Origin of the sequence: Nocardiopsis mangrovi (assembly GCF_042653925.1) — a bacterium.
Classification (GTDB): Bacteria; Actinomycetota; Actinomycetes; order Streptosporangiales; family Streptosporangiaceae; genus Nocardiopsis_B; species Nocardiopsis_B mangrovi.
Genome location: NZ_JBHSFQ010000006.1, coordinates 1 through 26,582 on the forward strand (window position 1 = coordinate 1; position 26,582 = coordinate 26,582).

18 protein-coding genes and 1 pseudogene are annotated in these 26,582 nt (G+C 72.2%); 9 read left to right on the top strand and 10 right to left on the bottom strand.

Annotation, left to right across the window (positions count from 1 at the left end; genetic code table 11):
• Both ACFO4E_RS08640 and ACFO4E_RS08645 read right to left on the bottom strand, forming a co-directional pair.
• A pseudogene (locus ACFO4E_RS08640) lies at positions 1-1,774 on the bottom strand (hypothetical protein); the annotation flags it as partial.
• 268 nt (positions 1,775-2,042) lie between these two features.
• Positions 2,043-4,019: a serine hydrolase domain-containing protein gene (locus ACFO4E_RS08645; RefSeq protein WP_378572666.1), complete on the bottom strand. Its 1,977-nt coding sequence runs from the start codon at positions 4,017-4,019 to the stop codon at positions 2,043-2,045.
• Between the two features lie 1,243 nt (positions 4,020-5,262).
• Between ACFO4E_RS08645 and ACFO4E_RS08650 the strand changes: the two genes are divergently transcribed.
• The 3 genes from ACFO4E_RS08650 (at position 5,263) to ACFO4E_RS08660 (ending at position 8,251) form a co-directional block, all read left to right on the top strand.
• The gene (locus ACFO4E_RS08650) at positions 5,263-5,406 is read left to right on the top strand and encodes a hypothetical protein (protein ID WP_378572668.1); all 144 of its coding nucleotides are present in this window, start codon (positions 5,263-5,265) and stop codon (positions 5,404-5,406) included.
• Between the two features lie 287 nt (positions 5,407-5,693).
• Entirely contained in the window at positions 5,694-7,580 is a 1,887-nt protein-coding gene (locus tag ACFO4E_RS08655) for an endonuclease/exonuclease/phosphatase family protein (RefSeq protein ID WP_378572670.1), read from the top strand.
• Between the two features lie 122 nt (positions 7,581-7,702).
• On the top strand, positions 7,703-8,251 hold the full coding sequence (locus tag ACFO4E_RS08660; protein WP_378572672.1) for a hypothetical protein: 549 nt from the start codon (positions 7,703-7,705) through the stop codon (positions 8,249-8,251).
• 28 nt (positions 8,252-8,279) lie between these two features.
• On the opposite strand, the gene ACFO4E_RS08665 is transcribed toward ACFO4E_RS08660, so the two are convergent.
• Positions 8,280-8,600 (bottom strand): sec-independent translocase, encoded by a 321-nt coding sequence (locus ACFO4E_RS08665; RefSeq protein ID WP_378572674.1) that lies wholly within the window; start codon positions 8,598-8,600, stop codon positions 8,280-8,282.
• Positions 8,601-8,653: 53 nt separating this feature from the next.
• The gene (locus ACFO4E_RS08670) at positions 8,654-9,475 is read right to left on the bottom strand and encodes a phosphatase PAP2 family protein (protein WP_378572676.1); all 822 of its coding nucleotides are present in this window, start codon (positions 9,473-9,475) and stop codon (positions 8,654-8,656) included.
• 191 nt (positions 9,476-9,666) lie between these two features.
• Here ACFO4E_RS08670 and ACFO4E_RS08675 point away from each other — a divergent pair, with 191 nt between their 5' ends.
• Positions 9,667-10,542 carry an ion transporter gene (locus ACFO4E_RS08675; RefSeq protein ID WP_378572677.1) on the top strand — a complete coding sequence of 292 codons (876 nt, stop codon included), beginning with the start codon at positions 9,667-9,669 and terminating at the stop codon, positions 10,540-10,542.
• A gap of 85 nt (positions 10,543-10,627) precedes the next feature.
• Here the strand turns inward: ACFO4E_RS08675 and ACFO4E_RS08680 are convergent, their stop codons facing one another.
• Positions 10,628-10,831, bottom strand: a complete 204-nt coding sequence (locus ACFO4E_RS08680; protein WP_378529640.1) for a cold-shock protein — start codon at positions 10,829-10,831, stop codon at positions 10,628-10,630.
• Between the two features lie 336 nt (positions 10,832-11,167).
• Entirely contained in the window at positions 11,168-12,805 is a 1,638-nt protein-coding gene (locus ACFO4E_RS08685) for a dolichyl-phosphate-mannose--protein mannosyltransferase (RefSeq protein WP_378572679.1), read from the bottom strand.
• Between the two features lie 96 nt (positions 12,806-12,901).
• Here ACFO4E_RS08685 and rsmI point away from each other — a divergent pair, with 96 nt between their 5' ends.
• On the top strand, positions 12,902-13,762 hold the full coding sequence (rsmI, locus tag ACFO4E_RS08690) for a 16S rRNA (cytidine(1402)-2'-O)-methyltransferase (RefSeq protein WP_378572680.1): 861 nt from the start codon (positions 12,902-12,904) through the stop codon (positions 13,760-13,762).
• A gap of 119 nt (positions 13,763-13,881) precedes the next feature.
• Here rsmI and secD read toward each other — a convergent pair whose 3' ends face one another.
• Together secD and ACFO4E_RS08700 are read right to left on the bottom strand one after the other, a co-directional pair.
• Positions 13,882-16,536: a protein translocase subunit SecD gene (gene secD, locus ACFO4E_RS08695; RefSeq protein WP_378572682.1), complete on the bottom strand. Its 2,655-nt coding sequence runs from the start codon at positions 16,534-16,536 to the stop codon at positions 13,882-13,884.
• Between the two features lie 60 nt (positions 16,537-16,596).
• Positions 16,597-16,965, bottom strand: coding sequence for a hypothetical protein (locus tag ACFO4E_RS08700; RefSeq protein WP_378572684.1), 369 nt, complete (start codon positions 16,963-16,965; stop codon positions 16,597-16,599).
• A gap of 256 nt (positions 16,966-17,221) precedes the next feature.
• On the opposite strand from ACFO4E_RS08700, the gene metG reads away from it, so the two are divergent.
• Both metG and ACFO4E_RS08710 read left to right on the top strand, forming a co-directional pair.
• Positions 17,222-19,042, top strand: a complete 1,821-nt coding sequence (gene metG, locus ACFO4E_RS08705) for a methionine--tRNA ligase (protein WP_378572686.1) — start codon at positions 17,222-17,224, stop codon at positions 19,040-19,042.
• A 104-nt stretch (positions 19,043-19,146) separates the two neighbouring features.
• Positions 19,147-20,070, top strand: a complete 924-nt coding sequence (locus ACFO4E_RS08710) for a TatD family hydrolase (protein ID WP_378572688.1) — start codon at positions 19,147-19,149, stop codon at positions 20,068-20,070.
• A 125-nt stretch (positions 20,071-20,195) separates the two neighbouring features.
• Here the strand turns inward: ACFO4E_RS08710 and ACFO4E_RS08715 are convergent, their stop codons facing one another.
• Positions 20,196-21,299, bottom strand: coding sequence for a CaiB/BaiF CoA transferase family protein (locus tag ACFO4E_RS08715; RefSeq protein ID WP_378572690.1), 1,104 nt, complete (start codon positions 21,297-21,299; stop codon positions 20,196-20,198).
• A gap of 598 nt (positions 21,300-21,897) precedes the next feature.
• Between ACFO4E_RS08715 and ACFO4E_RS08720 the strand changes: the two genes are divergently transcribed.
• Positions 21,898-22,983, top strand: coding sequence for a ubiquitin-like domain-containing protein (locus ACFO4E_RS08720; protein ID WP_378572691.1), 1,086 nt, complete (start codon positions 21,898-21,900; stop codon positions 22,981-22,983).
• 709 nt (positions 22,984-23,692) lie between these two features.
• Entirely contained in the window at positions 23,693-24,574 is an 882-nt protein-coding gene (rsmA, locus tag ACFO4E_RS08725) for a 16S rRNA (adenine(1518)-N(6)/adenine(1519)-N(6))-dimethyltransferase RsmA (protein ID WP_378572693.1), read from the top strand.
• Positions 24,575-24,628: 54 nt separating this feature from the next.
• Here rsmA and ACFO4E_RS08730 read toward each other — a convergent pair whose 3' ends face one another.
• Positions 24,629-26,515, bottom strand: a complete 1,887-nt coding sequence (locus ACFO4E_RS08730; RefSeq protein ID WP_378572695.1) for a serine/threonine-protein kinase — start codon at positions 26,513-26,515, stop codon at positions 24,629-24,631.
• Between the last annotated feature and the right edge of the window lie 67 nt (positions 26,516-26,582).

Genomic DNA, 26,582 nt, shown 5'->3' on the forward strand with positions numbered 1-26,582 from the left:
GGGCGTTGTTACCGCCCCCGCCGCCGCCCAGCTGCCCCCCGCCGCCGATCGGCACCGGCCCGCCGCCGGTCTCCGACTGCAGGTTGTCGGCCTGCTGGTCGTAGAAGTCGTCGACGGCGTTGTTGTAGCGCTCCTCGCTGTCGGAGCCGGGGTTGTCCCCGCCGCCGCCTTCGCCGCCGAGGCCGCCGCCGCTGCCCTCGGGCCCGGAGTTCAAATCGTTGATCGCGTTGTTGTAGTACTCGTCGACGGCGTTGTTGTAGCGCTCCTCGTTATCGGAGCCGGGATTATCGCCGCCGCCGCCGCCTTCGCCGCCGAGGCCGCCGCCGCCGCCCTCGGGCCCGGAGTTCAGCTCGTCGATGGCGTTGTTGTAGTACTCGTCGACGGCGTTGTTGTAGCGCTCCTCGTTATCGGAGCCGGGATTATCGCCGCCGCCGCCGCCTTCGCCGCCGAGGTCGCCGCCACCGCCCTCAGGCCCGCTCTCCAGCTCGTCGATCAGCTTCTGGTAGTACTCGTCGAGGGCGTTGTTGTACTCCTCTTCCTTGTCGGAGCCACCGCCGCCGCCCTCACCCTCACCGTCGCCGTCGCCCCCGCCGGGCGGGTTGTTCTCCAGCCACTCGATCTGCTTGCGGTACCACTCCTCCAGCGTCTCGTTGTACTCGTTCTCGATGTCGGAGGGACCGTTCTCACCGTCGCCACCACCACCGCCCCCACCGCCACCACCACCGCCGCCCACACCCGACCAGTCCAGCGTCAGCGCCTCGGGCGGCTTGATCTCGACGAACTTGGCCTGGTTGTCGGTGTAGGCGGTGGAGAGGGTCTTCATCGCGTCGGAGGCGGCGGTGACGAAGGTGTTGAGCTCGTTGCGCCAGGACTTCTTGATCCGCTCCTGGATCTCCTTCCAGGTGTTGGCGTCGTTGGCGGCCCCGATGTCCCCGATCTGGGTGGTCTTGTCGCCCTTGCTGAGCGTGGCGATGTCCTTGTTGTCCTCGAACCACTTGTCGACCACGAGCTTGGGGTCCCACAGGCCGGTGGCCAGCCAGTCGTCGTAGGCCCGGCGGATCTTCTCGCCCGCGGTCGACACGGCCGCGTTCCGGGTGTCGCGCAGCGCCTCGGGATAGTCCGCGACCTGCTTGCCCAGGGCGTTGAACCGCAGCTGGAGGTTGCCCAGGTGCTGCACGAAGATGTCGGCGGTCGCGCCCTTGAGGGTGTCCTTGGCGGTGGTGCGCCACGAGGCGATGTCGTCGGTCCTGCTGTTGACCATGCTCAGCAGGTCGTCGAGGTCCGATGCCAGGTTGACCATGGTCTTGGGGTTGAACGTCCGGCCGTTCTCGCCCAGCCACGGCCCGTTGATGGCCAGCCACAAGTGGTGGAAGAACGCCCGGCCCTTGGGGTTGAACATGAAGTCATAGTTGTAGGCGATGCCCGAGTAGTACGTCTTGGCGTCGGAGGCCCCGGTCCAGCTACCCCCGGAGGTCCCCTGGTTCTGGGTCCATTGACCCTTGCTGCCCGGGAGGTTCGATACCAGGTAGTGGGTCATGCCGGCCGGGCTCTTCTGGTCGGACTTGAAGCTCAGGAACCAGTCGTTCTTCTCGACGTCCTCCTCCGACATCATCGGCGGGAAGGGGTCGTCCATCTCCAGATCGGCATAGGTGTTGATGACGTAGTGCAGGTCCGTGGGAACAGGTGAGGATTCGACCGCGGGATTTTCCGGCGCTTCCTCCCCCAGCCCGTCATCCAGCTCAAGGGGGATGTCCTCTTCTTTTCCGTCGGGCATGCCGTCCTCTTTCGTTCCCGGTCCGCCGCTCCGGGCGGGAGGGCCCCGGACGGTCGTTCAACGCCTCTATCGATTGTCGTCGCCGAACGGGTTCGGGGGAACACCGCCTGCCGCCGAACGCACGGTGTCACCGCTTCCACCGCTTCGCATCGAGGGAGAACGGAGAAGGGGCCGGCTCGCGCCGGCCCCTTTCAGGTGAACGACCCGGGAGGGGTCGAGAGGGGGGTCGTCCGGTGGGCCGCCGGGCGGGGCCGCCGCGGCGCGTCGGTCAGGGCAGCCACACCAGGTTGTACCAGCCGCCGATCCCGATGAAGACCGCGGCCGCCAGTACCACCAGCGTGTAGTGCAGGCGCCCGGAGAGGGTCCACCATCCGCGGGACCAGGAGGCGGCGGCCGCCACCAGCAGCCCGGCGGTGAGCACCCCGGCGATCGCGAGCGGAACGGTCAGCGCCGGCGACGAGGTGAACAGCAGGGTCTCCAGCATGCCCCCGTTCGACAGCGCGTAGACCAGGAAACCGGTGAAGCCCACGCAGATGAGCCCGGTCAGCGCCGCGCCGATCCGGCCGGCGCGGGCCGCGCCGCGGTAGGGGGCGGCGTCGGCCCCGCGCACGGTCCGCACCAGGGCGGTCACCGGCCACGCCACCATGGTCGCGATGACCGCCAGCGCGCCCAGGGCCACCATGACGTGCAGCTGCGGGTCGGCGTAGGCGTCGACGCGCTTGTAGCCCTGGCTGGCGAGGGCGTCCATGGTCAGCCCGATGATCTCGCCGTCCTCTTCCATGAAGGCCAGGCGGTCGCCGGTCTCGTTCCGGAACACGCCGTCGCCGATCGGCGTCCACGTGGCCCCGGACAGGATCGGGGAGGAGGTGCGCAGGGTGCCGTCCGCCGCGGCGGTCACGGTCATCTGGTCCATGGCGGTCTTGAGGGCGCTGGGGTCGTTCTCGGCCGACCGGGTGGTGAGGTAGACGCCGGCGAACGCGTCGGGGTCGCCGTTTCCCGCGCCGTCGGCCGCGGTCCCGGAGCCCTGTGCCGCGGTCCCGGCGAACTCCTCCAGGAACTCGGTCACGATGGTCGTCCGCAGGTCGTTCAGGATGTCGGTCCCGGACCCGTCGCTGTTGACCGTGACGAAGACGCCCAGGTCGGCGCCCGGCACCAGCGCGTACTCGGAGTGGGCGCCGCCGAGGTCGCCGGTGTGGCCGACCACCCGGACGGGGTCGAGGTGCCGTTCCCAGGTGCCGTACCCGGAGCCGGCGAGCAGGTCGTGGTTGCCGGCCCGATGCCCCAGCATCAGCTCTGTGCTCTCGGGGGAGAGGACGCGGGTCCCGTCGAGTTCGCCGCCGCCGAGCAGCGCGCCCATGAAGCGGGTCATGTCGGCGGCCGTGGCGTAGGCACCGCCCGCCGGGATCACGTTGAGGGCTTCGGGGGGCTGGACCTCGTTGCGCCCGGGATAGCGGTGCACCGCCGGGACGTCGAAGCGCTCGCCGGCGGCGTCCGTCGTGGCGAAACCCGAGCGCTCCATGCCGAGCGGGGCGAACACGTGCTCCTGGGTGTAGTCCATGAAGTCCTGGCCGGAGACCTCCTCCACGATGAGGCCGGCCATGGCGGTCCCGTAGTTGGAGTAGGAGACGAAGCGGCCGGGCGGTTCGACCCGCTCGGGCACGTGTTCGCCGATGTAGTCGCGGAGCGGGCTGACGGGCTCGCCCTCGACCGGCATCATGCCGCCGACGGCCTCCTCGAACCCCGAGGTGTGGGTGAGCAGGTGGTGCGGGGTGATCGGGCGGCCGGGGTAGGTGTCGGGGATCCGGATGCCCTCGGGCAGGTATTCGTTGACGTCGGTGCCGAGGTCGATCTCGCCCTGGTCGACCAGCTGAAGCATGGCGACCGCCGTGAACGACTTCGAGACCGAGGCGACCGGGAACGACGTCCCCTCGGCCGACACCGGCTCCTCCGATTCCAGGTCGGTGACCCCGTAGCCCTGCTGGAACAGGGCCGTCGATCCCTGGGAGACCGACACCGCGGCACCCGGGGTGTCGAACTCCTCCAGCAGCGCGGGAACGCGCTCGTCGAGGAACGCGCGCACGCCCTCCTCGGAGACCGGCGACGGATCCGCCGCACCGGTATCGGCGGCGGACGCCCCGGTTCCGGCGATGGCCGGGGCGGCACCGGCGATGAGGCCGAGGGAGAGGGCGGTGCTCAGGCCCGCGCTGACGACGAGGCGGAGGGGCGGTCGGAGCGGAGATCTCATGGGCGGGTTCCTCAGATGGAGGGGATGTCGATGCCGAGAACGCTATGAGCGGGCCCCCTGCCGCCACACGCCAGCGGCCGACACCTTCACGCGGGAGCACGCGGCACCCGGATGGTGGTGCCCGCTACACCCCCGGCGCTCGCCGCTCAGGGGGCGGTCGGCGCCGCGGCGACGGGGCACCCGGGCGGCGGCGTCGTCGGCGTGGCCGCCGAACCGCGGCGTAAGGGAGGTCACGCGGGTGGCGACGGCGTGAACGTGTGAAGCCCCTGCTTGCGGGCATGACCTGCGTGTTGCATGGTGATTTGTCGTCTTTTGCGGCACTTCGCCGTGCTGCATCGTCCCGCACCTTCCGGATCCGCCCCCCGGGATCCACGACGATGGGAGAGCGCACGTGTCCCTCCTCCGCGCCTCCGGAACGGCGGGGGCCCCGCCCCGGCGCCACGCGGGCCGGCGGCCGATCGCGGTTGATTCGTCCGCTTCTGTAAGATCACCGTGGGTCATCCGTTCGCGACCGTCGCGGTTCGGTGAACGCCGTGTCGCTGATCGGTGACCGGTCGCAATGGCGCGACGTGGGAATTCTCTGGAGGGAGTGCATCCCGGTCATGTGCACCGCCGGGAAAATGGCCACGGCCGCGGTGTACGAACCCGCACCCTGTATTCGCGGTGCTGGTGCTCCTGTCATACTGGAAAGGGCTCGACGGTGCATCGTGGAGCCCCGACGAATTTCCCGACGCGCGCGTGCGTCAATGGCCGTCGAGCGCCGACCCCCGGGGATCCCGTGTGCGGTCGGGTGTTCCGGATGGTCGCCCGCCGCCCTATCGGTCACGGAGGGTGATTCGTCCGGCGATGCGGTAATTGTTCATGCCAAACACACCGCGGAGTCACACTTTCGCAATCCCTCCGATGCCGCTGGTGATGGAGTGGGAATGAACGGGAACTTCGGGGTCACGCGCGGATAGTCGCGGAGTCGAGGGCCCGGAGGGGGACCCGGGCGACTGCGAAGAGCTACGCTTTTCGCTCCTCGGAAATCTGCGGCGCGGGACGATTGCCGGGATGCGCGCCGACCGACGTTCTGCCTGTTGACGCTGTGTCGCCGCAGCACTTAACGGGGGTGATCGATGGGGTCGGCTTTTCGAGCATCCGGGATTTTCGTCACTAGGCAAACAATGGTACGAAACATCGCTAATATTCGGATCTGGGGCTTGTGTGGAGAGTGACCGATAGGTCATCTTATAAGACGGGGATGGATGAAGTATCGACGGAAAGGTTCGCTGTGCTCAAGAAGATCTGTGCTATAGCGGCGATCTCGGTCGCGGCGGTGCTGGGGATGGCATTCCCGGCCGCGGCCGAGGCGCCCGTGTCCGATGGCGGATGGAGCTGGCAGTAGGCGCTCGGACCACCGGCGCCGGACCGGCCACCGGCCGGACCGCCGTTCCCTGAGGACCCCGGCCCATGCCCCTGGGCCGGGGTCCACCACGCCGGACCCGTTCTCCTTCCCTCCGTGGCGGTGCCCCCGCACGGCCGTCCTCCACCGTCCCCCGTCCCCACCGCCCGGCCGGCGGTGGAGGTCGTCCCGACTTCACAACGGGTATTCCGTTCCGTCATGCACAACGGGCACGATGAGGCCACCCCCGACACGAAGTGGAGGAGAGGGTGGCCCTCTCACACAGACGCGTGCCCCGCACCGCCGGCGCCGCAACGGCGCTCGCGCTCGGCGCGTCGCTCATCACCGCGTACGCCGCGTCCCCGGCGACCGCCGACCCCGTTCCCGAGGAAGCCGGCGGGCTGCGCATCCACGATGTCCAGGGAACGACGCGCACGTCGCCCTACACCGGCCGGACGGTGGCCGACCTGCCGGGCGTCGTGACGGCGGTCAACCCCTACGGCTCCGCCCGCGGATTCTGGTTCCAGGACCCCGAGGGCGACGGCGACCCGCGCACCAGCGAGGGGCTGTTCGTCTTCACCGGGTCCGGCACCCCCGACGTGGCGGCCGGCGACGAGGTACGGGTCTCCGGGACCGTCGCCGAGTACAGCCCCGGCGCGGGACTCCAGACCATCACCCAGCTCGGCGACGCCTCGTGGACCGTCCTCGGCGCGGACCGGGAGCTGCCGGAGGCCATCGGCCTCGCACCCGGGACCGTTCCCGCCGCCTACGCGCCCGAAGGCGACGACATCGGCGACCTGCCGCTGGACCCCGGCTCCTACGCGCTGGACTTCTGGGCGGCGGGCGAGCACATGCGGGTCCGCGTCGAAGACGCCCGCGTGGTGGGCCCCACCGACCCCTTCTCCGCCCTGTGGGTCACCACCGAGCCCGGCCGCAACGCCACACCCCGCGGCGGCACCGCCTACGGCTCCTACGCCGACGCCAACAGCGGGCGCCTCAAGATCGAGTCGCTGCTGCCCCGCGACCAGGCTCCCTTTCCGCGAGCCGACGTGGGCGACGAACTCGCCGGCGTCACCGAGGGCCCGCTCTACTACAGCGGCTACGGCGGCTACGTGGTCAAGGCCACCACCATGGGCGAGCACGTCGACAACGGCCTGCCCCGGGGCACGGCGGGCGGGCAGCGCGACGGGGAGCTGTCCGTGGCCACTTACAACGTCGAGAACCTGTCGGCGGCGTCGGACCAGGCCGCCTTCGACCGGCTGGCCGAGGGCATCGCCGACAACCTCGGCGCCCCCGACATCGTGGCCCTGGAGGAGATCCAGGACGACAACGGTCCCGCCGACGACGGCACGGTGACGGCCGGCCGCACCCTGGACCGGCTCACCGAGGCCGTGTCCGCGGCGGGCGGCCCCGACTACGAGTGGCGGCAGATCGACCCCGAGGACAAGGCCGACGGCGGGCAGCCCGGCGGCAACATCCGCAACGCCTTCCTGTTCGACCCCGGGCGCGTCTCCTTCACCGACCGCCCGGGCGGCGACGCCACGACGCCGGTCGAGGTGGCGGAGGGCGACGGCGGGCGCGCCGAGCTCAGCGTCTCGCCGGGCCGGATCGAGCCCGGCGCCGACGCCTGGATCGACAGCCGCAAGCCCCTGGCCGGCGAGTTCGAGTTCCAGGGCCGCACCGTGGTGGTCGTCACCAACCACTTCGCGTCCAAAGGCGGCGACCAGCCGCTGCACGGCCTCGCCCAGCCGCCCGAGCGCTCGTCCGAGGTCCAGCGCAACGCGCAGGCCGGACTCGTGCGGGCGTTCGCCGACGACGTCCTCGAAGCGGACCCCGCGGCCAACGTCGTGGTGGCGGGCGACCTGAACGACTTCTGGTTCTCCCCGGCCCTGGAGGCGCTCACCGAGGACGGCGGGCTGCACAACCCGATGCTGGAGCTGCCGGAGGAGGAGCGGTACAACTACCTGTTCGACGGCAACTCCCAGGCGCTGGACCACATTCTGGTCGCCCCCCGGCTCGCCCGGCGCACGGACTACGAGATCGTGCGCATCAACGCCGAGTTCCACGACCGCGCCAGCGACCACGACCCGCAGATCCTGCGGTTCCGCCCGCTGAGCGGGTCGCGCGGGACCGACGCCCGGGAGGAGGCGCACTACGGCCGCCCCGGCCGCGGCTGATCCGCGCACGGCACCGGCCGCCCGCATCCGGGCGGCCGGCCCCCCGGCGGCACGGTTCCGCGGGGCGAGCAGGGGTAAGGATCCGGGCGTACACCGTGCGAGCAGAGAAGGTGTCGAGGACCGTGCCCGAGTTCCCGGACCACCCGCGCCCGGACCGACCGGAGGAGCCCTCCGGCCGGGAGTACCCCATCGGTGAACAGGCCCCGGGCGGCTACCACTACCCGGAGGCACCCCTTCCGCCCCCGGCCCCGCCCGATCCGGCGCCGCCGGACCCGCCGCCCGTCGCGGCCGAACGCTTCCGCCGGGACAGCCCGGCGCGGGTGAAGATGATCCCCGAGATGCGCGGCCGCGGCGGCCACTGGCGGCTGATCACGCTGACCATGCTGTTCGTCATGTACACCGGCAGTGCCGCCGATTTCATCCCGGCCGGTACCCGTGCCTGGGGCCACGTGGTGTTCTGGGCGGCGGTCGCCGCGGCGGGGCTCGCGACGGCCTACCGGGAACAGCGCAACGAGTGGCCCCCGTCGCCCCGCTGGCCCTGGCCGGCGGCCGCCGTGTGCGGAACGGTGGCCGCCGAGCTGCTGGTGGCCACCGTGGCCTCGCCCGTGGTCCTGGTGGGGTCGGTCGTGGTGATCGGCCTGGCGCTGTTCGTCGTGATGCTGTTCGGCTGAGCCCCGCGGGGAGCGGGGACGGGCCGGCTCAGGTCGCCTCGGAGTCGAACGGCGGACGCTTGCCGTTGAGCTGGGACACCGGGCGGCGGTAGGCGTCGGCCTCCTCGTCCTCGGCCTCCCAGAAGTGCTTCTGCACGAAGCGCTTGGGGTTGAGGTCCTGGACGTCGAAGTCCTTGAAATCCGGACCCAGCCCCTGCTGGATGTCGCTCTTGGCGCTGTCGGCCATCCGGCGCAGCTGCCGCAGTACCCTGCCGACCTGTGCCGCCGCCTTGGGCAGCTGGTCGGGGCCGAAGATGAGGAGCGCGAGCACACCGAGGACGATGAATTCGCCTGCCCCAATGTTGAACATGCCCCAACCCCTTCGGTGGCCCCTCGTGGTGGTCGTCACGGCCACTTAGCAGGTTAACCCCTGGAAGATCCCCGGGGCACAGTGGAGGGGAGGATTTTGTCCGAATCCTCCGTGTACGCAAGGTCGGGCGAATCGGAAATAGGGCGCAGGAGCAGGAGGGCCGGCGCCAGGACCGCGGCCCCGAGTGCGATCCCCGTCACGGATTCGCTCACCCAGTGGTAGTCGAGGAGCACCACCATGGCCGCCACCGCCAGGACCGGCCCCGCGGCGGCCGCCAGGGCGCGGCGCAGCGCCCGGTGTGAGGGGTGGACCCCGCGGGCCCCGAACAGCAGCCAGGCCAGCAGCGGGTAGCTCAGCGCCGCGTTCGCCGCGTGCCCCGAGGGGTGGGAGACGAAACCGTCGTAGGGCCCCGCGGCCAGGCCGACGAGCACGGCCAGGTATTCGGCGACGTTGGCCAGCCCGGGATCGGCCACGTCCACCCCGGTGATCGGCGGGGTCCGGCCCACGAAGACCTTGAGCAGCGTGCCGGCCACCGCGAGCGCGGCCAGCCCCGTTCCCGCGGCCAGCAGCGGCCGGGAGTCGCGCCGCCGGACGAGCGCCCACACGCCCACCGCCGCCAGCAGCGGGATGGTGACCCAGCGCTGGCCCAGCCGGGCCACCGCGACCGCCACCGCCAGCGCGGTGCCCTCGGGCTCGTGCCGGTCGGCGAAGGCGTGTACCGCGGCGTCGGCGGCGCTCAGCGGCCCGCCCGCGACCGCGTCGGCGGTGGCGAGCATGAGCACGGCGCACGCCGCGGCGAAGGCCGCCGCATGCGCGAAGCGCCCGCGGCCGTGCCGCCGCCGGCCCGCGCGCGCCGCCGCCCCGCCGATCCCCAACCCTCCGCCGCCCTCACTAATGTCTGTCAGCCGGTGAACCGGGACAGCCTAGTGGCGCCCTGCGCGTTTCCGGATGCGGACACACCCGCGCGGCGTTCCAGGGCCCCCGGCTAGGGTGGTGGCGGTCCGGGCCTGGATCCCGGAACCGCCGGTACACCGGGCTTTCCGGCCCTCGTGCAGTGGGAGAGGCATTGGCCGAACAGACGACACCGACCCTGCGTGACCACATCGGCCGGATCGTCGACGCGCGGTGGTTCCAGAACGCGGTCATCCTGGTGATCATCCTCAACGGGGTCTCCCTGGGCATGGAGACCTACCAGGACAGGTTCGGCCATTTGGAGACGTACTTCCGGCTGGCCGAGCACGGGTTCGTCGCGTTCTTCGTCGTCGAGCTCTCCCTCAAGCTGTGGGCGCGCGGCTGGGCGTTCTTCCGCGACCCCTGGAACTGGTTCGACCTGATGGTCGTGGGGGTCGCGCTCATCCCAGCGTCCGAGGGGTTCTCCGTGCTCCGGCTGCTGCGCATCCTGCGGCTGCTCCGGCTGATCAGCGTCATCCCGCAGATGCGGGGGATCGTCAACGCGCTGTTCCGCTCGGTGCCGGGCCTCGGCGCCGTGATCGGCGTGCTGTTCGTGATCATGTACACGGCGGCGGTCCTGGGCGAGAAGCTGTTCGAGGGGATCTCGCCGGAGTACTTCGGCGACCTGGGGACCACGCTCTACACGCTGTTCATGCTGCTGACCACGGAGAACTGGCCGGACATCTCCGACTCGGTCATGGGCGAGGCGCCCTACGCATGGCTGTACTTCGTGGTGTTCATCGTGATCAGCGCGTTCATCGTGCTGAATCTGATCATCGCGGTGATCGTCACCACGATGGAGGACGAGTTCAGCGCCGAGCGGTGGGAGGAGGACCAGCAGCTCGAACTGCGGCAGCACGAGACCGTGCTGAACCGGATCGACGCGCTGGCCGAGCAGGTCACCCGGCTCAGCGACCAGGTGCGCGAGCTGGGCGGGGTGCCCGGACGCGGAGCCGCGCCCGATGCGGAGGCCGCCGACCGGTCCGAGTGAGCGGGCCGGCGCCGATCGGCACCGGAAAGCGAACAGCCCTTCGCCCGAAACCGAGCGAAGGGCCGAGAAACGAATTCAGGCGACGTCAGAGCCCACGCACGTTGGACGCCTGAGGGCCCTTCGGGCCCTGTGTGATCTCGAACTCGACCTGCTGGTCCTCTTCCAGGTTCCGGAAGCCGGTACCCGCGATCGCCGAGTAGTGAACGAACACGTCCGGGCCGCCGCCTTCAACGGCGATGAACCCGAAACCCTTCTCAGAGTTGAACCACTTCACGGTGCCCTGAGCCATCTGCTCTCCCTTTGGGGACTACAACGGAACCGCACCCTGCTGGTCCCGGGTTGCCGAGCGCCCGTCCCCGGGAGTTCCCGCCCAAACGACAAGCGCCCACGTGTAAGTTCCGCGAGGCGCCCTAGGCATCCATGGAAACCACAACCGCAACCGGTGCAGAACACTACCAGCCGTATACGGGCGTTGCCGAGCCTTTTCGGGACGAAAATCGACCGTTGAAAACGGGGCATTCCGATGCGGTGTTCCGGTTGATTTTTCCACCAATCGGGACTAGTGGATTCGCGCCCATGGGCGTGTCGCGGCAGGCGCCCCGGGCCGGACCGGATCGGGGCGGGATCAGTCGGTCGGCGGACCGCCGTTGCCGTAGATCCAGGTCTCGAACCACATGCGCTCGGCCCACTGCTCGTAGGTGATCGTCTCGGCGCTGAGGACCGGGTACAGGTAGGCGAAGTTGGCGATGATGAGCAGCAGCACCACGCCGTAGGCGACCCCGCCGGCCAGCCGGCGCATGAGCACGTAGTCGGGGCTGTGCTCCGCGGGCCCCAGCGCCCGTCCGAGCATGAGCGTGATCGCCAGCGCCAGGAACGGCAGCATCGGCAGCGCGTAGAACACGAACATCGTGCGCTCGGGGTAGGCCAGCCACGGCAGCCAGCCCGCGGCCACCCCGAGCAGCACCGCTCCGGCCCGCCAGTCGCGGTAGGTCACCCACCAGCCGAACATCACCACCAGCGCGATCAGCGACAGCCACCACACCGCCGGCGTGCCGATGCTCAGCACCGTGCTGGAGCACCGGTCGGCCCCGCAGGTGGTCTCGTCGCCGTTGTAGTAGAAGGCGACGGGGGTGCGCATGATCAGCCATTCCCACGGCTGGGAGGCGTAGTCGTGCGGCTTCGAGAGGTCGCTGTGGAAGTTGAACACCTGCATGTGGTAGTGCGCCAGGCTGATCAGCGCGTTCACCGGACCCAAGAGCTGGTCGGGCAGCTGCGCCAGCGCCCCCGGCGTGTTCTGCGCGCCCCACTGGCGGTCGTAGCCGCCCGAGGTGGCGAACCAGCCCGTCCATGTGGCCAGGTAGGTGACCGCGGCCACGCCCACCGTCTGGAAGAACGCCGGGACGGCGTCGTAGCCCAGCCAGCGGAGCGCCACCCTGCGCTGCCCCGCGCTGCGCCGCGCGCCGTAGTCCCAGGCGACCGTCAGCAGGCCGAACGCCGCCAGGTAGAACAGCGCCGACCACTTGGTCCCCACCGCCAGGCCCAGGAACACCCCGGCCGCGACGCGCCACCAGCGCACCCCGAGCCAGCCCGCTGCCATCGCCCCGCTCTCGGTGAGCCCCGCGAGCCGGGCCCGGGCCCGGTCGCGGTCGATCACCAGGCAGCCGAACCCGGCGAGGATGAAGAACATCAGGAAGACGTCGACCATCGCGATGCGGCTCAGCGTGAAGTGCAGGCCGTCCAGCGCCATGATGAGCCCCGCCGTGCTGCCCAGCAGCCACGACCGGGTCATCCGCGTGGCGATGCGCACCAGCAGCAGCACCGACAGGGTGCCGAACACGGCCGCGGCCAGCCGCCACCCGGTCGCGCTCACGGCCTCGCCGAACGGCAGCACCCCCCACGCCCAGTCGCCGAGCGCGATGAGCCACTTGCTCACCGGCGGGTGCACCACGAAGTCGGCGCCCCCGGTGAAGATGCCGTCGTTGCCGTTGGCGAGCATGGAGTCGGCGTTCTCGGCCGTCTCGTGCTCGTAGCCGTAGACCCAGATCGACAGCGCGTTCTTGGCGTAGTACGTCTCGTCGAAGTAGATCTCCGGCGGGCTGCCGAGCCGGATGAACCGCAGCACGCCCGCGAAGGCGGCCACGAGCACCGCGCCGAGCCAGCCGGCCCAGGCCGGGCCCGGCATGGGCGGGACCAGGCGGTCGCGGACGGACGCCGACGTGGTCGGGAGGTGTTCTGAGGCGGCGGGGAGTGCGGTGGTCGTCATCTCGGCTCTTAGAGTTGGTCGGAGATGGGTGGTGCGCCGGGCCGTCGGCCGCGCGCGGGGTACAGCCCACCGTAGCGTCTAGAGAACGGGTGGAAAGTGACGGCAGCAGCCACGGAGTCCGGCGGATCCGGGACGCTCACGCTCGCGGGGCTGCCCATCGGGCATCGCGACGACGCGCCCCCGCGGCTGCTCGACGCACTCGGCCGCGCGGGGATCATCGCGGCAGAGGATACCCGGAGACTGCGCCAGTTCGCCGCCCGCGTCGGCATCCGGCTCGGCGGCGAGTCCGGGGCCCGGATCGTGTCCTATCACGACGCCAACGAGACCCGCCGGGCCCGGGAACTGCTCGGCGACCTGCTGGCGGGGCACGACGTCCTGGTCGTGACCGACGCCGGCATGCCGGGGGTGTCGGACCCCGGGTACCGCCTGGTCAGCGCCGCGGCCGAGGCCGGGGTGCGGGTGACGGCGGTGCCCGGTCCGACCGCGGTCACCACGGCCCTCGTCCTCTCGGGGCTGCCCACGGACCGCTTCTGCTTCGAGGGCTTCCCCCCGCGCAAGGGGCTCGCCGGCCGCTTCGCCGACCTCGCCGGCGAGCGGCGCACGATGGTGTTCTTCGAGAGCCCGCACCGCCTGGCCGCCACGCTGGCGGCCATGGCCGAGGCGTTCGGCCCCGATCGGCGGGCCGCCGTCTGCCGCGAACTCACCAAGACCTACGAGGAGGTGCGGCGCGGGCCGCTCGCCGACCTCGCCGAGTGGGCGCGCGGCGAGGTGCGCGGCGAGATCACCGTCGTGGTCGCCGGGGCCGCGCCCGCCGCGGTGAGCCGCGAGCCCGCCGACCTCGCGGCCGCGGTCGCCGACCGCGAGACAGCGGGGGTGCCCCGCAAGCAGGCCGTCGTGGAGGTCGCCCGGGAACTCGGGGTTCCCAAGCGCGAGGTCTACGACGCCGTGCACCGCTGAGCGCACGCCCGCGCGTCCCTCCCCTCCATGGGGCGCCCGCAACGACGGGTGCCCCCGGCGGACGGATCCGCCGGGGGCACCGGGTCCACACCGGGGCGCTGCCGGGCGCCCGGTGGGGGTCAGACCACCGCGCCGTCCGTCTGCTCCCGGACGGTGCGCTGCTCCTTGCGCTGCTTGGTCTTCTTCTCCTTGATCACGTGCGGCGGGGCCGTCTTGTCCCACTTCTGCAACCAGATCGCCAGCGGCGAGCCGACGAAGATCGTCGACAGCATGCCGGAGACCAGGCCCACGAGCATCGCGATGGAGAAGTCGGTCAGCGACGACCCGCCGAAGATCGCGAGCGTGGCCAGGATGAAGAGCCCGCCGACGGTGGTGTTCACGGTTCGCGGCAGGGTGTGCAGGATCGCCGAGTTGGTGATCCTGGGGAACTTCGACTTCGGATCGTTCGCCCATTCGTCGCGGACCCGGTCGAACACCACCACGGAGTCGTTCACCGAGAAGCCCACCACACTCAGCAGTGCCGCGAGGAAGACGCCGTCGATCGGCTTGCCCAGCCAGCAGAACAGGCCGATGACGACGACCAGGTCGAACGCCAGCGCCGCGATCGTCGACAGGCCGAAGGACCAGCGGAACCGCCAGGCGAGGTAGACCATCTGCAGCGCCAGCGCCGCCGCCAGGGCGATGAGCGCCCGGTTGCGCAGCTCGTCGCCCATGCTCGGGCCGATCAGCTCGTCGGAGACGCGCTCGGCGCCGCCCGTCCGGTCGTCCAGGGCGAGCTGGATCTCCTCGGCCTCGGCGTCGCTGATCGGGCCCGTGCGCACGGAGATGCCGCCGTCGCCGGACTCCTGGACGACCGCTGTGCCGAACCCGGCGTCCTCGACCGCCTGGCGCGCGTCGGTGACGCTGATGGACTCCTGCGTGGTGAAGTCCATGACCCGGCCGCCGGTGAACTCCACGCCGAAGTTCGGCGGGCGCACGATCATGCCGACGATGGCCACGGCGATGATCGCGCCGGCGATCCCCAGCCACAGCTTGCCGTTCTTCATCAGGTCGGGGTCGCGCTTGATCAGCCAGGCGCGCACCGAGCTGATCTTGGAGATGCCCGAGATCGCGGGGCGGTTGCGGACGACCTTGCGGCGCACCGCCCACTCCACGAACACGCGCGCGATGACCAGCGCGGAGACCATGGAGGCCAGCGTGCCCAGCCCCAGCGTCACACCGAAGCCCTGGACGTTGCCGGAGGCGAAGAAGAACAGCAGCGCCGCGGCGATGAGCGTCGTGATGTTGGTGTCGATGACGGCGCTCCACGCCTTCTGCGACCCCGTGACGAACGCCTTCTGGAGGTTGGGCGGAATGGCCCGGCGGCGGCGCCGCGACAGCACACCCGCCTCGGCCTGCGCGGACTCGGCCTCGGTGGCGTCGACCAGACCCGCCGACTTGTTGGCCGCGTAGACCTTCTCCTGGTGCTGGTACTCCTCCCTGGCCCGTTCGAAGATCAGCACGTTGGCGTCGATCGCCATGCCGATCGCGAGCACGAACCCGGCCAGGCCGGGCAGGGTGAGCGTGGCCCCCAGGGCCACCAGCGACGCGTAGGCGATCAGCGTGTAGCACGCCAGGGCCACCGACGCCAGGAAGCCGACCAGGCGGTAGGCGACGCAGATGTAGAGGCCGGTCAGCAGGATGCCGACCGCGCCGGCGATGAAGCTGGCCTGGATCGCGTCCTCACCCAGCGTCGGGCCGACCGTCTGGCGCTGGATCTCCTGGACGGGCAGCGGCAGCGAGCCGCCCTCGATCAGGACCGCCAGCTCCCCGGAGCTCTCCTGGTCGAAGGTCTGGCTGGTGATCGTGGTCTGGCCGCCGGTCTGGCCGACGTCGCAGGCGGTGTCCTGGTTGACCTCCGGCGAGGAGATGATCTGGTCGTCCAGGACGATGGCGATGCGCCGGGTCGGGTCGCCGGGCTGGTTGCAGGCGGCCTGACCGGTGAGTTGGGCCCAGTTGTCGCGCCCCTCGCCGCGGAAGTTGACGTTGACCTGCCACTGGGTGTTGGTGGTCTGGTCGAGCACCGCGTCGGCGCTGGAGACCTGGTCGCCCTGGATGGTGGCGGCGCCCAGCTGGAGCTGGTTGCCCTCCTCGTCGGGCAGCGTCAGCTCGACGTCGTCGGGGTTCTCGGCGGGCTGGCCGCCCCCTCCGGGCTGCTGGCCCTGGAGCATCTGCTGGAGCTCTTCGTCCGAGGGCACGTCCGACCCGCCGGATTCGCCGCCGCCGTCGCCGCCGCTGTCGGCACCGTCGGCGGGTGCGCGCGACTCGTCGGCGGTACCGGTGCCGCCGCCGGAGGCGTCGGCGGGCGCGTTGGCGCTGTCGCCGGGCATCGGCGGCGCCTGCACCCCGCTGCCCTGCCCCGGCTGCACGCCGAGGACGGGGTGGAAGGTGAGCTGCGCGGTCTGGCCGAGGATCTCGGCCGCCTCGGTGGGGTCTTGGACGCCCGGCAGCTCGACGATGATGCGGTCGGCCCCCGAGCGCGACATGGTCGCCTCGCTCACGCCCAGGCTGTCGATGCGCTGGCGCAGCACCTCGATGACCTGGTCGGTGTTCTCGGCGTTGGCCGGGGTGCCGTCATCGCCTTCCTGGGTCTCCAGGACGATCTGGGTGCCGCCGCTGAGGTCGAGCCCCAGGTGCGGCGGTACGAACCATGCGGCGCCGAATGCGGCGACCACGATGATCAGGGAGATGATGCCGCGCAGCCAGCGCGGTCCAGCTCCCGACTGATTGGACAATTGACCGAACCTCTCACGAAACGATTCCTGCGGGGATGGCACGGGTGTGCCGGGGTGGTGTCAGATGCCCGCGGTGAGAGGCGGCGCCCGGCCCAGGGGCAGCCGGAAGGATTCCGGGAGGTCCGGCGGGGCGGCGGACTCCGGCAGCGGGGCCAGCGCCCAGGGGCCGCCGAGATCGGGCAGGAGCGCTCCCGCCGCCGGGTGGCCCACGGCGATGTCGCGCAGCGCCAGCGGGCGGTGGTCGCCGCTCGTGGAGGGCAGCGAGAGCCCGGCCGTGCCGGCGTCGCGCGTGGGATGGGCGACCGCGTGCGGACCGGGGCCCGCCAGCGCGATGGCGTAGGAGGCATCGCCGTGGTCCGGTTCCGGGGGCGCCGGCGACAACGGGGCGCCGAAGATCAGCAGGAGGGCGGTGAGGACAGCGGACAGCACACGGGGGACCATGGTGACCACCGCCTTCGTCCGCAGCCTCCGATGAGGGCCCGGGGTGTCGGCCCCGGCGGGCCGGGGGCGCGCCCGAACGCGTCCCGGGCACACCCTACCGACGCGCGGTAAAGCCGTCTTCCCCTGTTTTGGCGCGTCCCCGACCGCGGGGCGCGGCGCGCGGGCGCACCCGCCCGCGGCGGCGGGCCCGCCGCCGCGCCGGAAAGCGTGCAACGGGGGGTGCGGTCGGCTTTAGGCTGGGGGCATGTCGTCGAAACGCCATATCCTGACCGCGGTGGCCTGGCCCTACACCAACGGGCCGCGCCACATTGGGCACGTATCCGGGTTCGGAGTCCCCTCCGACGTCTTCTCGCGCTTCCAGCGGATGTCCGGCAACCACGTGCTGATGGTCAGCGGCACCGACGAGCACGGCACCCCGATCCAGGTGCTGGCCGACCAGGAGGGCGTCACGGCCCGCGAGCTGGCCGACCGCTACAACCGGATCATCGTCGAGGACCTGGTGGCGCTGGGCCTGTCCTACGACCTGTTCACCCGCACCACCACCGGCAACCACTACGACGTCGTGCAGGAGCTGTTCACCGGGCTCTACGACAACAACTACATCTTCACCCACACCACCAAGGGCGCGGTGTCGCCGTCCACCGGACGCACGCTGCCCGACCGCTACATCGAGGGCACCTGCCCCATCTGCGGCTACAGCGGCGCACGGGGCGACCAGTGCGACAACTGCGGCAACCAGCTCGACCCGATCGACCTCATCGACCCGGTGTCGAAGGTCAACGGCGAGACCCCCGATTTCGTCGACACCGAGCACTTCATGCTCGACCTGCCCGCCTTCACCGAGGTCCTGGGCGAGTACCTGCGGTCGAAGGCCGGCGACTGGCGGCCCAACGTCCTGAAGTTCTCGCTGAACCTGCTCGACGACCTCCAGCCGCGCGCCATCAGCCGCGACCTCGACTGGGGCGTGCCCATTCCGCTCGACGTCTGGAGCGAGCAGCCCAACAAGCGCCTCTACGTCTGGTTCGACGCGGTCATCGGCTACCTGTCGGCGGCCATCGAATGGGCCGAGCGCACCGGCGACCCCGACGCGTGGCGCCGCTGGTGGCAGCACGACGAAGCCGAGTCCTACTACTTCATGGGCAAGGACAACATCGTCTTCCACGCCGAGATCTGGCCCGCCATGCTGATGGGCTACAACGGCGCGGGCGACCGCGGCGGCGACCCCGGCTCCCTCGGGGTGCTGAACCTGCCCACCGAGGTGGTCTCCAGCGAGTTCCTCACCATGGAGGGGCGGAAGTTCTCCTCCTCGCGCCGCGTCGTGATCTACGTCCGCGACTTCCTGGAGCGCTACTCCGCCGACGCGCTGCGCTACTACATCATCGCGGCCGGCCCCGAGACCCAGGACACCGACTTCACCTGGGCGGAGTTCGTCCGCCGCAACAACGACGAGCTCGTGGCGGCCTGGGGCAACCTGGTCAACCGCTCCATCTCCATGGCCGCCAAGAACCTGGGCGCGATCCCCGAGGCCGGAGAGCTGACCGACGACGACCGGCGGGTGCTCGCCGGCTCCGCCGCCGCGTTCGCCACGGTGGGGGCGCACCTGGACGCCTCGAAGTTCAAGGCGGGGCTCCAGGAGGCCATGCGCACGGTCGCCGAGGCCAACAAGTACATCTCCGACCAGGCACCCTGGGCGCTGAAGAAGACCGACCCCGAGCGGATGGCGACCGTCCTGCACGTGGCGCTCCAGCTCGTCAGCGACGCCAACACGCTGCTCACGCCGTTCCTGCCGGAGTCCGCCAACAAGGTGTACGCCATGCTCGGCGGCACCGGGGTGTGGACCGGCATGCCGCGGATCGACGAGGGCGCCGACACCATCGGCGGCGCGGGGACCCCCACCTCCTACCCGGTCATCACCGGCGACTACGCCGGCAACGCGGCGGTGTGGGAGTCCGTGCCGATCCGCCCGGGCACCCCGCTGTCCGCGCCCACCCCGCTGTTCGCCAAGCTCGACCCGTCGATCGTCGACGAGGAGCTGGCGCGGCTGGAAGAGGCCGCGGCGGGCTGACACGCGGCGCAGAGACGGCTGCGCGGGCCGCCCACGGCGGCCCGCGCAGCCGTCCGCGTCCGGCGGCCTGTCCCATCCGAGTTCGAGACGTGCTGGAGACGACAATGGGCAAGCGAAGCGGCCAGGCGGTGCGCAACCGGAACGCCCAGACTCCGCCGCCGCCCCCTGAACCGCTGCGGGTCGCGGTGGCCGACAGTCACACCCACATGGACATGCAGGCGCCTGGGACCGCGGAGATCATCGCCGCCGCCGAAGCGGTGGGGGTCACGCCGCTCATCCAGGTCGGGGTCGACGAGTCGTCGTCGCGCTGGGCCGCGGAGGTCGCGGGGGAGCACGCCGCGGTGTGGGCCGCGGTGGCACTGCACCCCAACGAGGCGCCCCGTATCGTGCACGGCGACGGCGCCGAGGGTGTCGAGGTCGACGACACCGATTGGGCCGGGAAGGTGCGCCCCGCGGCCGGGGCGGCCGGCCTGGAGGCCGCGCTCGAGGAGATCGACCGGCTCGCCGCGCTGCCCCAGGTGCGCGCCATCGGTGAGACCGGGCTCGACTACTTCCGGACCGGCGGCGAGGGCGTGGCCGCCCAGCAGGAGTCGTTCCGCCGGCACATCGACATCGCCAAGCGCCACGGGCGCGCGCTGATGATCCACGACCGCGACGCGCACGACGACGTCCTGCGCATCCTGAAGGAGGAGGGCGCGCCGGACGCGGTGGTGTTCCACTGCTTCTCCGGCGACGCCGCCATGGCCCGGGTGTGCGCCGACCGCGGCTACACCATGAGCTTCGCCGGCAACGTGACCTTCGCCAGCGCCCAAGCGCTCCGCGACGCCGCCGCGGCGGCGCCGGCCGATCTGATCCTGGTCGAGACCGACGCCCCGTTCCTCACCCCCAAGCCCTACCGCGGCCGGCCCAACGCCCCCTACCTCATCCCGCACACCCTGCGGGCGCTCGCCGAGGCCAAGGGGATGGACGAGGACACCCTCGCGGAGTCGGTGGCGGCCAACGCGCGCCGGGCCTTCGGCCTGGACTGACCGGACCGCCGCGTGTGCGGCGCGGAAGCGAGCGCGTCGGCGGTCCGCGCCGAGGCGGTGGCCGCCAACGGACCGGCCCGGCCCCCGGGGCGCCGCGTGCGGCCCCCGGGGCGGCAGCGGGCCGGTCAGACGCCCTCCACCCCCCATTCCGCCAGGGTGTCGGCGAGCGCGGGCTCGGGGAAGCCGGGGTCGCGGGTGACGGACCCGGGGGTGCGGCCGAACCGCGGCGCCGCACCCGGGTAGAGCCGGTCGCCCGTGCGCACCACCGACCCGCGCGCTTTGACGTGGGGGTGCTCGGCGGCTTCGGGCATCGACAGCACCGGCTGCACGCAGGCGTCGGTGCCCTCGAACACCGCGGCCCACGCGTCGCGGGTACGCGTGCGCAGCACCTCAGAGAAGCGGGCGCGCAGCTCCGGCCACCGCGGCCGGTCCCACTGGCCGGGCAGGTCGGCGCCGCTCAGCCCGAGGCCGTCGAGGAAGGCCGCGTAGAACTGCGGCTCGATGCAGCCGACGGAGACGTGCCGGCCGTCGGCGCACTCGTAGACGTCGTACCAGGGCGCCCCGGTGTCGAGGTAGTTGGTGCCGCGCTCGTCGGACCAGGCGCCGCGCCGGCGGTCCTCGTAGACCATCGACATCAGCAGGGCGCTGCCGTCGACCATCGCCGCGTCCACCACCTGCCCCCGCCCCGAGGACTGCCGCTCCACGAGGGCGCTGAGGATTCCGGTGACGGCGAACATGGTGCCGCCGCCGAAGTCGCCGAGCAGGTTGACCGGTGGCAGTGGGGGGCCGCCCGCGCGCCCGATGCTGTGCAGGGAGCCGTTGAGCGAGATGTAGTTCATGTCGTGGCCGGCGGCACGCGCGAGCGGGCCGTCCTGCCCCCAGCCCGTCACCCGCGCGTAGACCAGTCGGGGGTGGTCGGCGCAGAGGTCATCGGGGCCGAGGCCCAGGCGCTCCATCACGCCGGGCCGGAAGCCCTCCAGCAGGACGTCGGCCGCCGCTATGAGGCGGCGCGCGGCGGCCGCTCCGTCGCCGGACTTGAGGTCGATGCCGATGGCGGGGCGGCCCGCGGTCATGTGCGGGCGGTGTCCTCCGGCGGCCGCGGCCTCGACCGCCTGGGGGCGGTCCACCCGGATGACGCTCGCGCCGAGGTCGGCGAGGAGCATGGCGGCCATGGGCCCCGGACCGATCCCGGTGAACTCCACGACCCGGATTCCGTTGAGCGGCCCCATGGGCGCAACCTCCAGGATCGAAAAGCGAGAAAGCCGAACGTGATGCGCTGCCATTCTGGGGGCGGCGGGGGAGGAACCGCCACGCGCGGGCGGGCCGCACTGAACGTACGGCGCGCGCCGACCGACCCCACCGGGGCCACGGCACGCGGCAGGCCGCGCCGCGGCCGCGTACAGCGCGTGTTCGTCCGCCGAATTCGGGAGATTCGGTCGATCCGAAAGCGGAGGCCGGGGCGGCGTGATATTTTCCGGAACATCCCCGTGTTCGGCGCGGCAACTTCCCCCGCCGCCCGCCGCCGCGGTTCCCCCTGCGGCCGCCGGCATCCGGCCCGCCCCCATCTTCCTCATCCGCATCGCGAAGGTCGAGGCAATCGTGCGCAAGTCCCCGTCAGGTTCCCGTGGTTCGCACCGAGGCGCGCACGGCGGCGGCCGAGGTGCGCCGCGGCAGGACGCTCCAGCGGCCCCCGCACCCCCCGGGCCGGACGGGCCCGCCGGACCCCCTGGACCCGCCGCGGCCGCGGCGGCCGGGAGGGGGCCCGCACCGCGGCGTGGCCGGCGCCCGCGCAACTCGTGGCTGCCGCCCGTCCTCCGCTCCCGCGCCGTGGTGATCGGGGCCGCCGCGGCGGCCGTGGTGATCGTCGGCGGCGGGGGCACCGCCTTCGCCATGGACCAGCGGGTCACGCTCGACATCAACGGCGAGCAGCAGACCGTGCACACGTTCGGGGCGACCGTGCAGGACGTCCTCGACTCCGCGGGCGTCACCCTGGGCGAGCACGACGCGGTCGCCCCCGACGCCGACGCCGAGGTCGCCCGGGGCGGCAGTGTGCTGGTGCGTACCGCCCGCGAACTGACCCTGGAGATCGACGGCGAGCCCGAGACCCACTGGGTGACCGCGCTGACGGTCGGCGAGGGCCTTGACCAGCTCGGCATGGGCGGCGAGGCGCTGGAGCTGTCCGTCGACCGCGACGAGGCCGTCCCGGAGAACGGGCTGACGGTCGAGGCGGCCAGCGCGCTGCGCGTGGTCATCCTGCGCGACCGCGTGCGCATGGAGGCCGACACCACCGCCGACACCGTCGAGCAGGTCCTCGCCGACAACGGCATCACGCCCGGCGAGCACGACGTCGTCGAGCCCGAGCTCGACACCGAGCCGACCGACGGCATGGTCATCGACGTCATGGAGCTGCTGTCCGAGCCCAAGACCGAGGAGGTGCCGATCGAGGCCGAGACCGAGGAGCGCGAGAACCCCGATCTGGCGAAGGGCGAGGAGAACGTCGTCCAGGAGCCCGAGGACGGCGTCCAGGAGGTCACCACGGCCACGGTCCTGCGCGAGGGCGAGGAGACCGAGTACGTCCTGAAGGAAGAGGTCATCAAGGAGCCCGTCGACGGCATCACCGAGATCGGCACGAAGGAGGAAGAGGAGGCGGCCAGCGGATCGGCCGCGGGCCTCAACTGGGCGGCGCTCGCGGAGTGCGAGTCCGGCGGCGACCCGACGGCGGTCAACAGCGCCGGCGGCTACTACGGCCTCTACCAGTTCTCCATGGCCACCTGGCAGTCGGCCGGCGGCTCCGGCTCGCCCGCCGAGGCCAGCGCCGACGAGCAGACCATGCGCGCCCAGAAGCTCTACGACATGGTCGGCGGCAACTACCAGAGCCAGTGGCCGGAGTGCGGCGTCCACCTCTTCGACTGAGCCGACCGCGGGTCCGGACCGCCGGAGCGGCCGGCGGGCGGGATCGGCAGGGTCGGCTGGCCCGGCGAGACGGCGAGGACCCGGGAGGCAGCGGGGGTGGGCGGGGCGGCGACGCCCCGTCCACCCCCGCTTCACGTCGTAGAGCAGACGGGCACCGGCCCCTGAAGACGGCACCGGTCCCCCCTCTCGCCCCCCAGGCGCGGCCTACGGGCGGACACGTCCACCGCCCCGGCCTGGTCCGTCTTCCGGGCGCCCGGGGGCGGTTCCGGTGCGGATGGGAGCGGTGTGGGTACGGTCCGGTTCCGGTGTCGGCCGGAGGGCTCCGAGGGGTCCGGTCAGGGGGTGGTCCGTCCTGGTGGCGCGAGGGTCCTCGCCGTCGCCGCACGGCCCGGTGACCGCCATCCGGTCCGACCGCGCCCGGCGGGTGTTCGTGCGGGACGGTCGCTCCGGGGGACGGCGACTCCGCACCGCCGCCTCCGGTCGGGCGGCGGTGTGAGGCGGCGGTGCCCGCATGTCCCGGCCGGGCCCGCATGGTCCGGCCGCCTTCGGGGTGTCTCCCCTGTCCTGTGCCCCAGTGGGCGCCACGCGGCTCGGCGGGACGCACCTCCGGTGCCGGTCGTGTCCGGTGGGCGGGCCCGGCGGCGACCGTCCGGGGCGGGCGGTCGTGCGGTCGGGCCGGGGGCCCTTGTCTGCCTGGCAAAATGTGCGGGTGACCCAATCTGATCCCACCGGCTCCCCGGCCTCCGAACCCGCGCGGCTGCTGACCCCGGCCGATGTGCGCCGCCTCGCCGAACGGCTCGGCGTCCGGCCGACCAAGACCCTCGGCCAGAACTTCGTGACCGACGCCGGCACGGTCCGCCGCATCGTCCGCGTCGCCGGAGTGGGCGCCGACGACGTCGTGCTGGAGGTGGGGCCCGGCCTCGGGTCGCTCACCCTCGCGCTGCTCCCGCACGTGCGCCGGGTCACCGCCGTCGAGATCGACCCCCGGCTCGCCGGGGCGCTGCCCGCAACGGTCGCCGAGCACGCCCCCGCCCTCGCCGGCCGGCTGGCGGTCGTCACCGCCGACGCCATGCGCATCACCGAGCTGCCGGGGCCGCCGCCCACCGCGCTCGTGGCCAACCTCCCCTACAACGTCGCGGTTCCGGTCGTGCTGCACCTGCTGGAGCTGCTGCCCGCGCTGGAACGCGGCCTGGTCATGGTGCAGGCCGAGGTCGCCGACCGCCTCGCCGCCCGCCCGGGCGGGCGCATCTACGGGGTGCCGTCGGCCAAAGCCGCCTGGTACGCGGACGTGCGGCGCGCCGGCTCGGTCGGCCGCAACGTCTTCTGGCCCGCACCCAACGTGGATTCCGGTCTCGTGGAGCTGCGCCGGCGCCCGGAACCCAGCGCGACCGCATCGCGCGCCGAGGTGTTCGCCGTCGTCGACGCCGCGTTCGCGCAGCGCCGCAAGACCCTCCGGGCCGCCCTCGCCGGCTGGGCGGGCTCGCCGGCCGCCGCCGAGTCCCATCTGCGCGCCGCCGGGATCGACCCCGCCACCCGCGGTGAGGCGCTCGACATCACGGCGTTCGCCCGGATCGCCGAACAGAAGCGCTGAACGGGCGGCCCGCCCGCGGCAGGAGGGCGGGGCCGGGGCGCGGTTCCGGGGAGGTCAGCTCGTCTTGTCGACGTCGGAGACCTGGATCATGGCGGGGTCGCCCTGTTCGCGGCTGGTCAGCATGAGCTCGCCGGAGTCCGCGTCCTCGCTGTCGACGACGAGGAAGGTCAGCGTGCCTTCGGCCATCTCGCCGCCTTCGATGGGGCGCCACAGTGACTCCGAAGCCTCGCCGCCCAGGGGTGTCTGGGCGAAGTAGACCTGGCCGGAGCCCCTCAGGCGCTGCCAGTCGGCCTGCACTTCGATCGAGTCGCCCGTGGTGTTGCGCACGCTGACCGCGAAGATGCAGTAGGTGCCGGTGCCGCCCGTCGGCCGGGAACGGCCCTCGACGTCCAGCGTGCACTCGTATTCGCGCACGTTGAACTCCAGGCGGCCGTCGCTGGCGCTGTTGGGTGCGGCCGCCCCGTCGGACTCCCCGGCGCTGGGCGCCGCGGAGGGGTCGCTCCCGTCGCCGGGCTCCTCCTGCTGCCCGGCCCCGGCGGTGTCATCGGGCGCCGCGCCGGCCCACCCGGGCCAGTTCAGCTGGTTCAGGCCCAGCAGGGTCAGCACGGTGAACAGCAGCAGGACGAGCACCGCGGCGATCACGGCCGTGATCGCGACCCACCGCATGCGCCGCTTGGCCGGCTGCACGGGCCGGTGCGGCGGCGGCGGGACCGGCGGCACATAGGGCTGGGAGTGCGGCCGGGTGGCCGACGGCGGGATGTCCTGCGGCCCGGGGACCTGGGGGATCGGCCCGGTCTGCTGCGGGGACACCACCGGGAACTGCCCGGTCTGGTGGACCGGGCGCTGCGCGACGCCCCCCGGCCGCTGCATCGGCTGGCTCATGTTCGCCGGCATCGGTGCGTGCTGCGGTGCGGGATAGGGGTGCGGCGGGGGACCGTGCGGGCCCTGCGGCGGCGGGCCGGGCCGGCCGACCCCCTGCATGGCCTGGTGCGGGTTGTGCGGCGGCCCCGGCATCGGGGGCATGGGCGGCATCGGCGGCAGGTTGTTGGGCCGCCAGGTCTGGGTGAGCCGCGCGCTGACGATGTCACTGCCGGCGCTGCTGGAGTCCTCGCCGCCGGCCAGCTCCAGCAGGAGGTCCTGGGCCTTGGGCCGGCGGTCGGGCTCCTTGGCCAGCGCCTTGGCCACGAGCCGGTCCAGCGGGCTGTCGAGGTCGCCCAGCTGCGGCTCGGCGAAGAGCACCCGCTTGCCCAGGGTCATGGCGTCGCCGTTGCCGAAGGGGTGCGCGCCGTTGCCGGCGAACGCCACCAGGCAGCCCCACGCGAAGATGTCGGCCGCGGTGGTGACCTTCTCCTCCAGCAGCTGCTCGGGCGCCATCCAGCCCGGGCTGCCCATGACGATGCCGGTCTGGGTGTGGTTGGTCATCGTGTTCATCGCACGCGCGATGCCGAAGTCGATGACCCGCGGCCCCGACAGCGAGAGCAGGACATTGGCCGGCTTGAGGTCGCGGTGGACGAGACCCGCCCGGTGGATCGCGGCGAGCGCCGCGGCCACGCCCAGCGCGAAGCCGTGCAGCGTGCTGGAGTCGAGCGGCCCCTGCTCGGCGATGTGCTCGGCCAGAGCGGTCCCCGCGATGTACTCGGTGACCATGTAGGGGCGGTTCTCGAACGTGCCGTGGTCGAGGACCTTGGCGGTGCAGAACGACGCCACGCGGCGGGCGTTCTCCATCTCGTCGTGGAAACGCGCCCGGGTGGCCTCGTCGAAGGCCAGCTCAGGGCGGATCACCTTGATCGCGACCTGGGAATCCTTCTCAGGGGTACGGCCCAGGTAGACCGTCCCCATCCCTCCACTTCCCAGACGCCCGGCCACGACGTAGGGACCGATGGTCGCCGGATCTCCGGCGGCCAGCGGTTCCAGGTTCTTTGGGAGCCCATCCGACGGCAAGCGACCCTCCCCGACGGTGTCCAAACTCCGCCTGGCCCCCAAGGTAGCGGGGATTGTGCCCTGATAC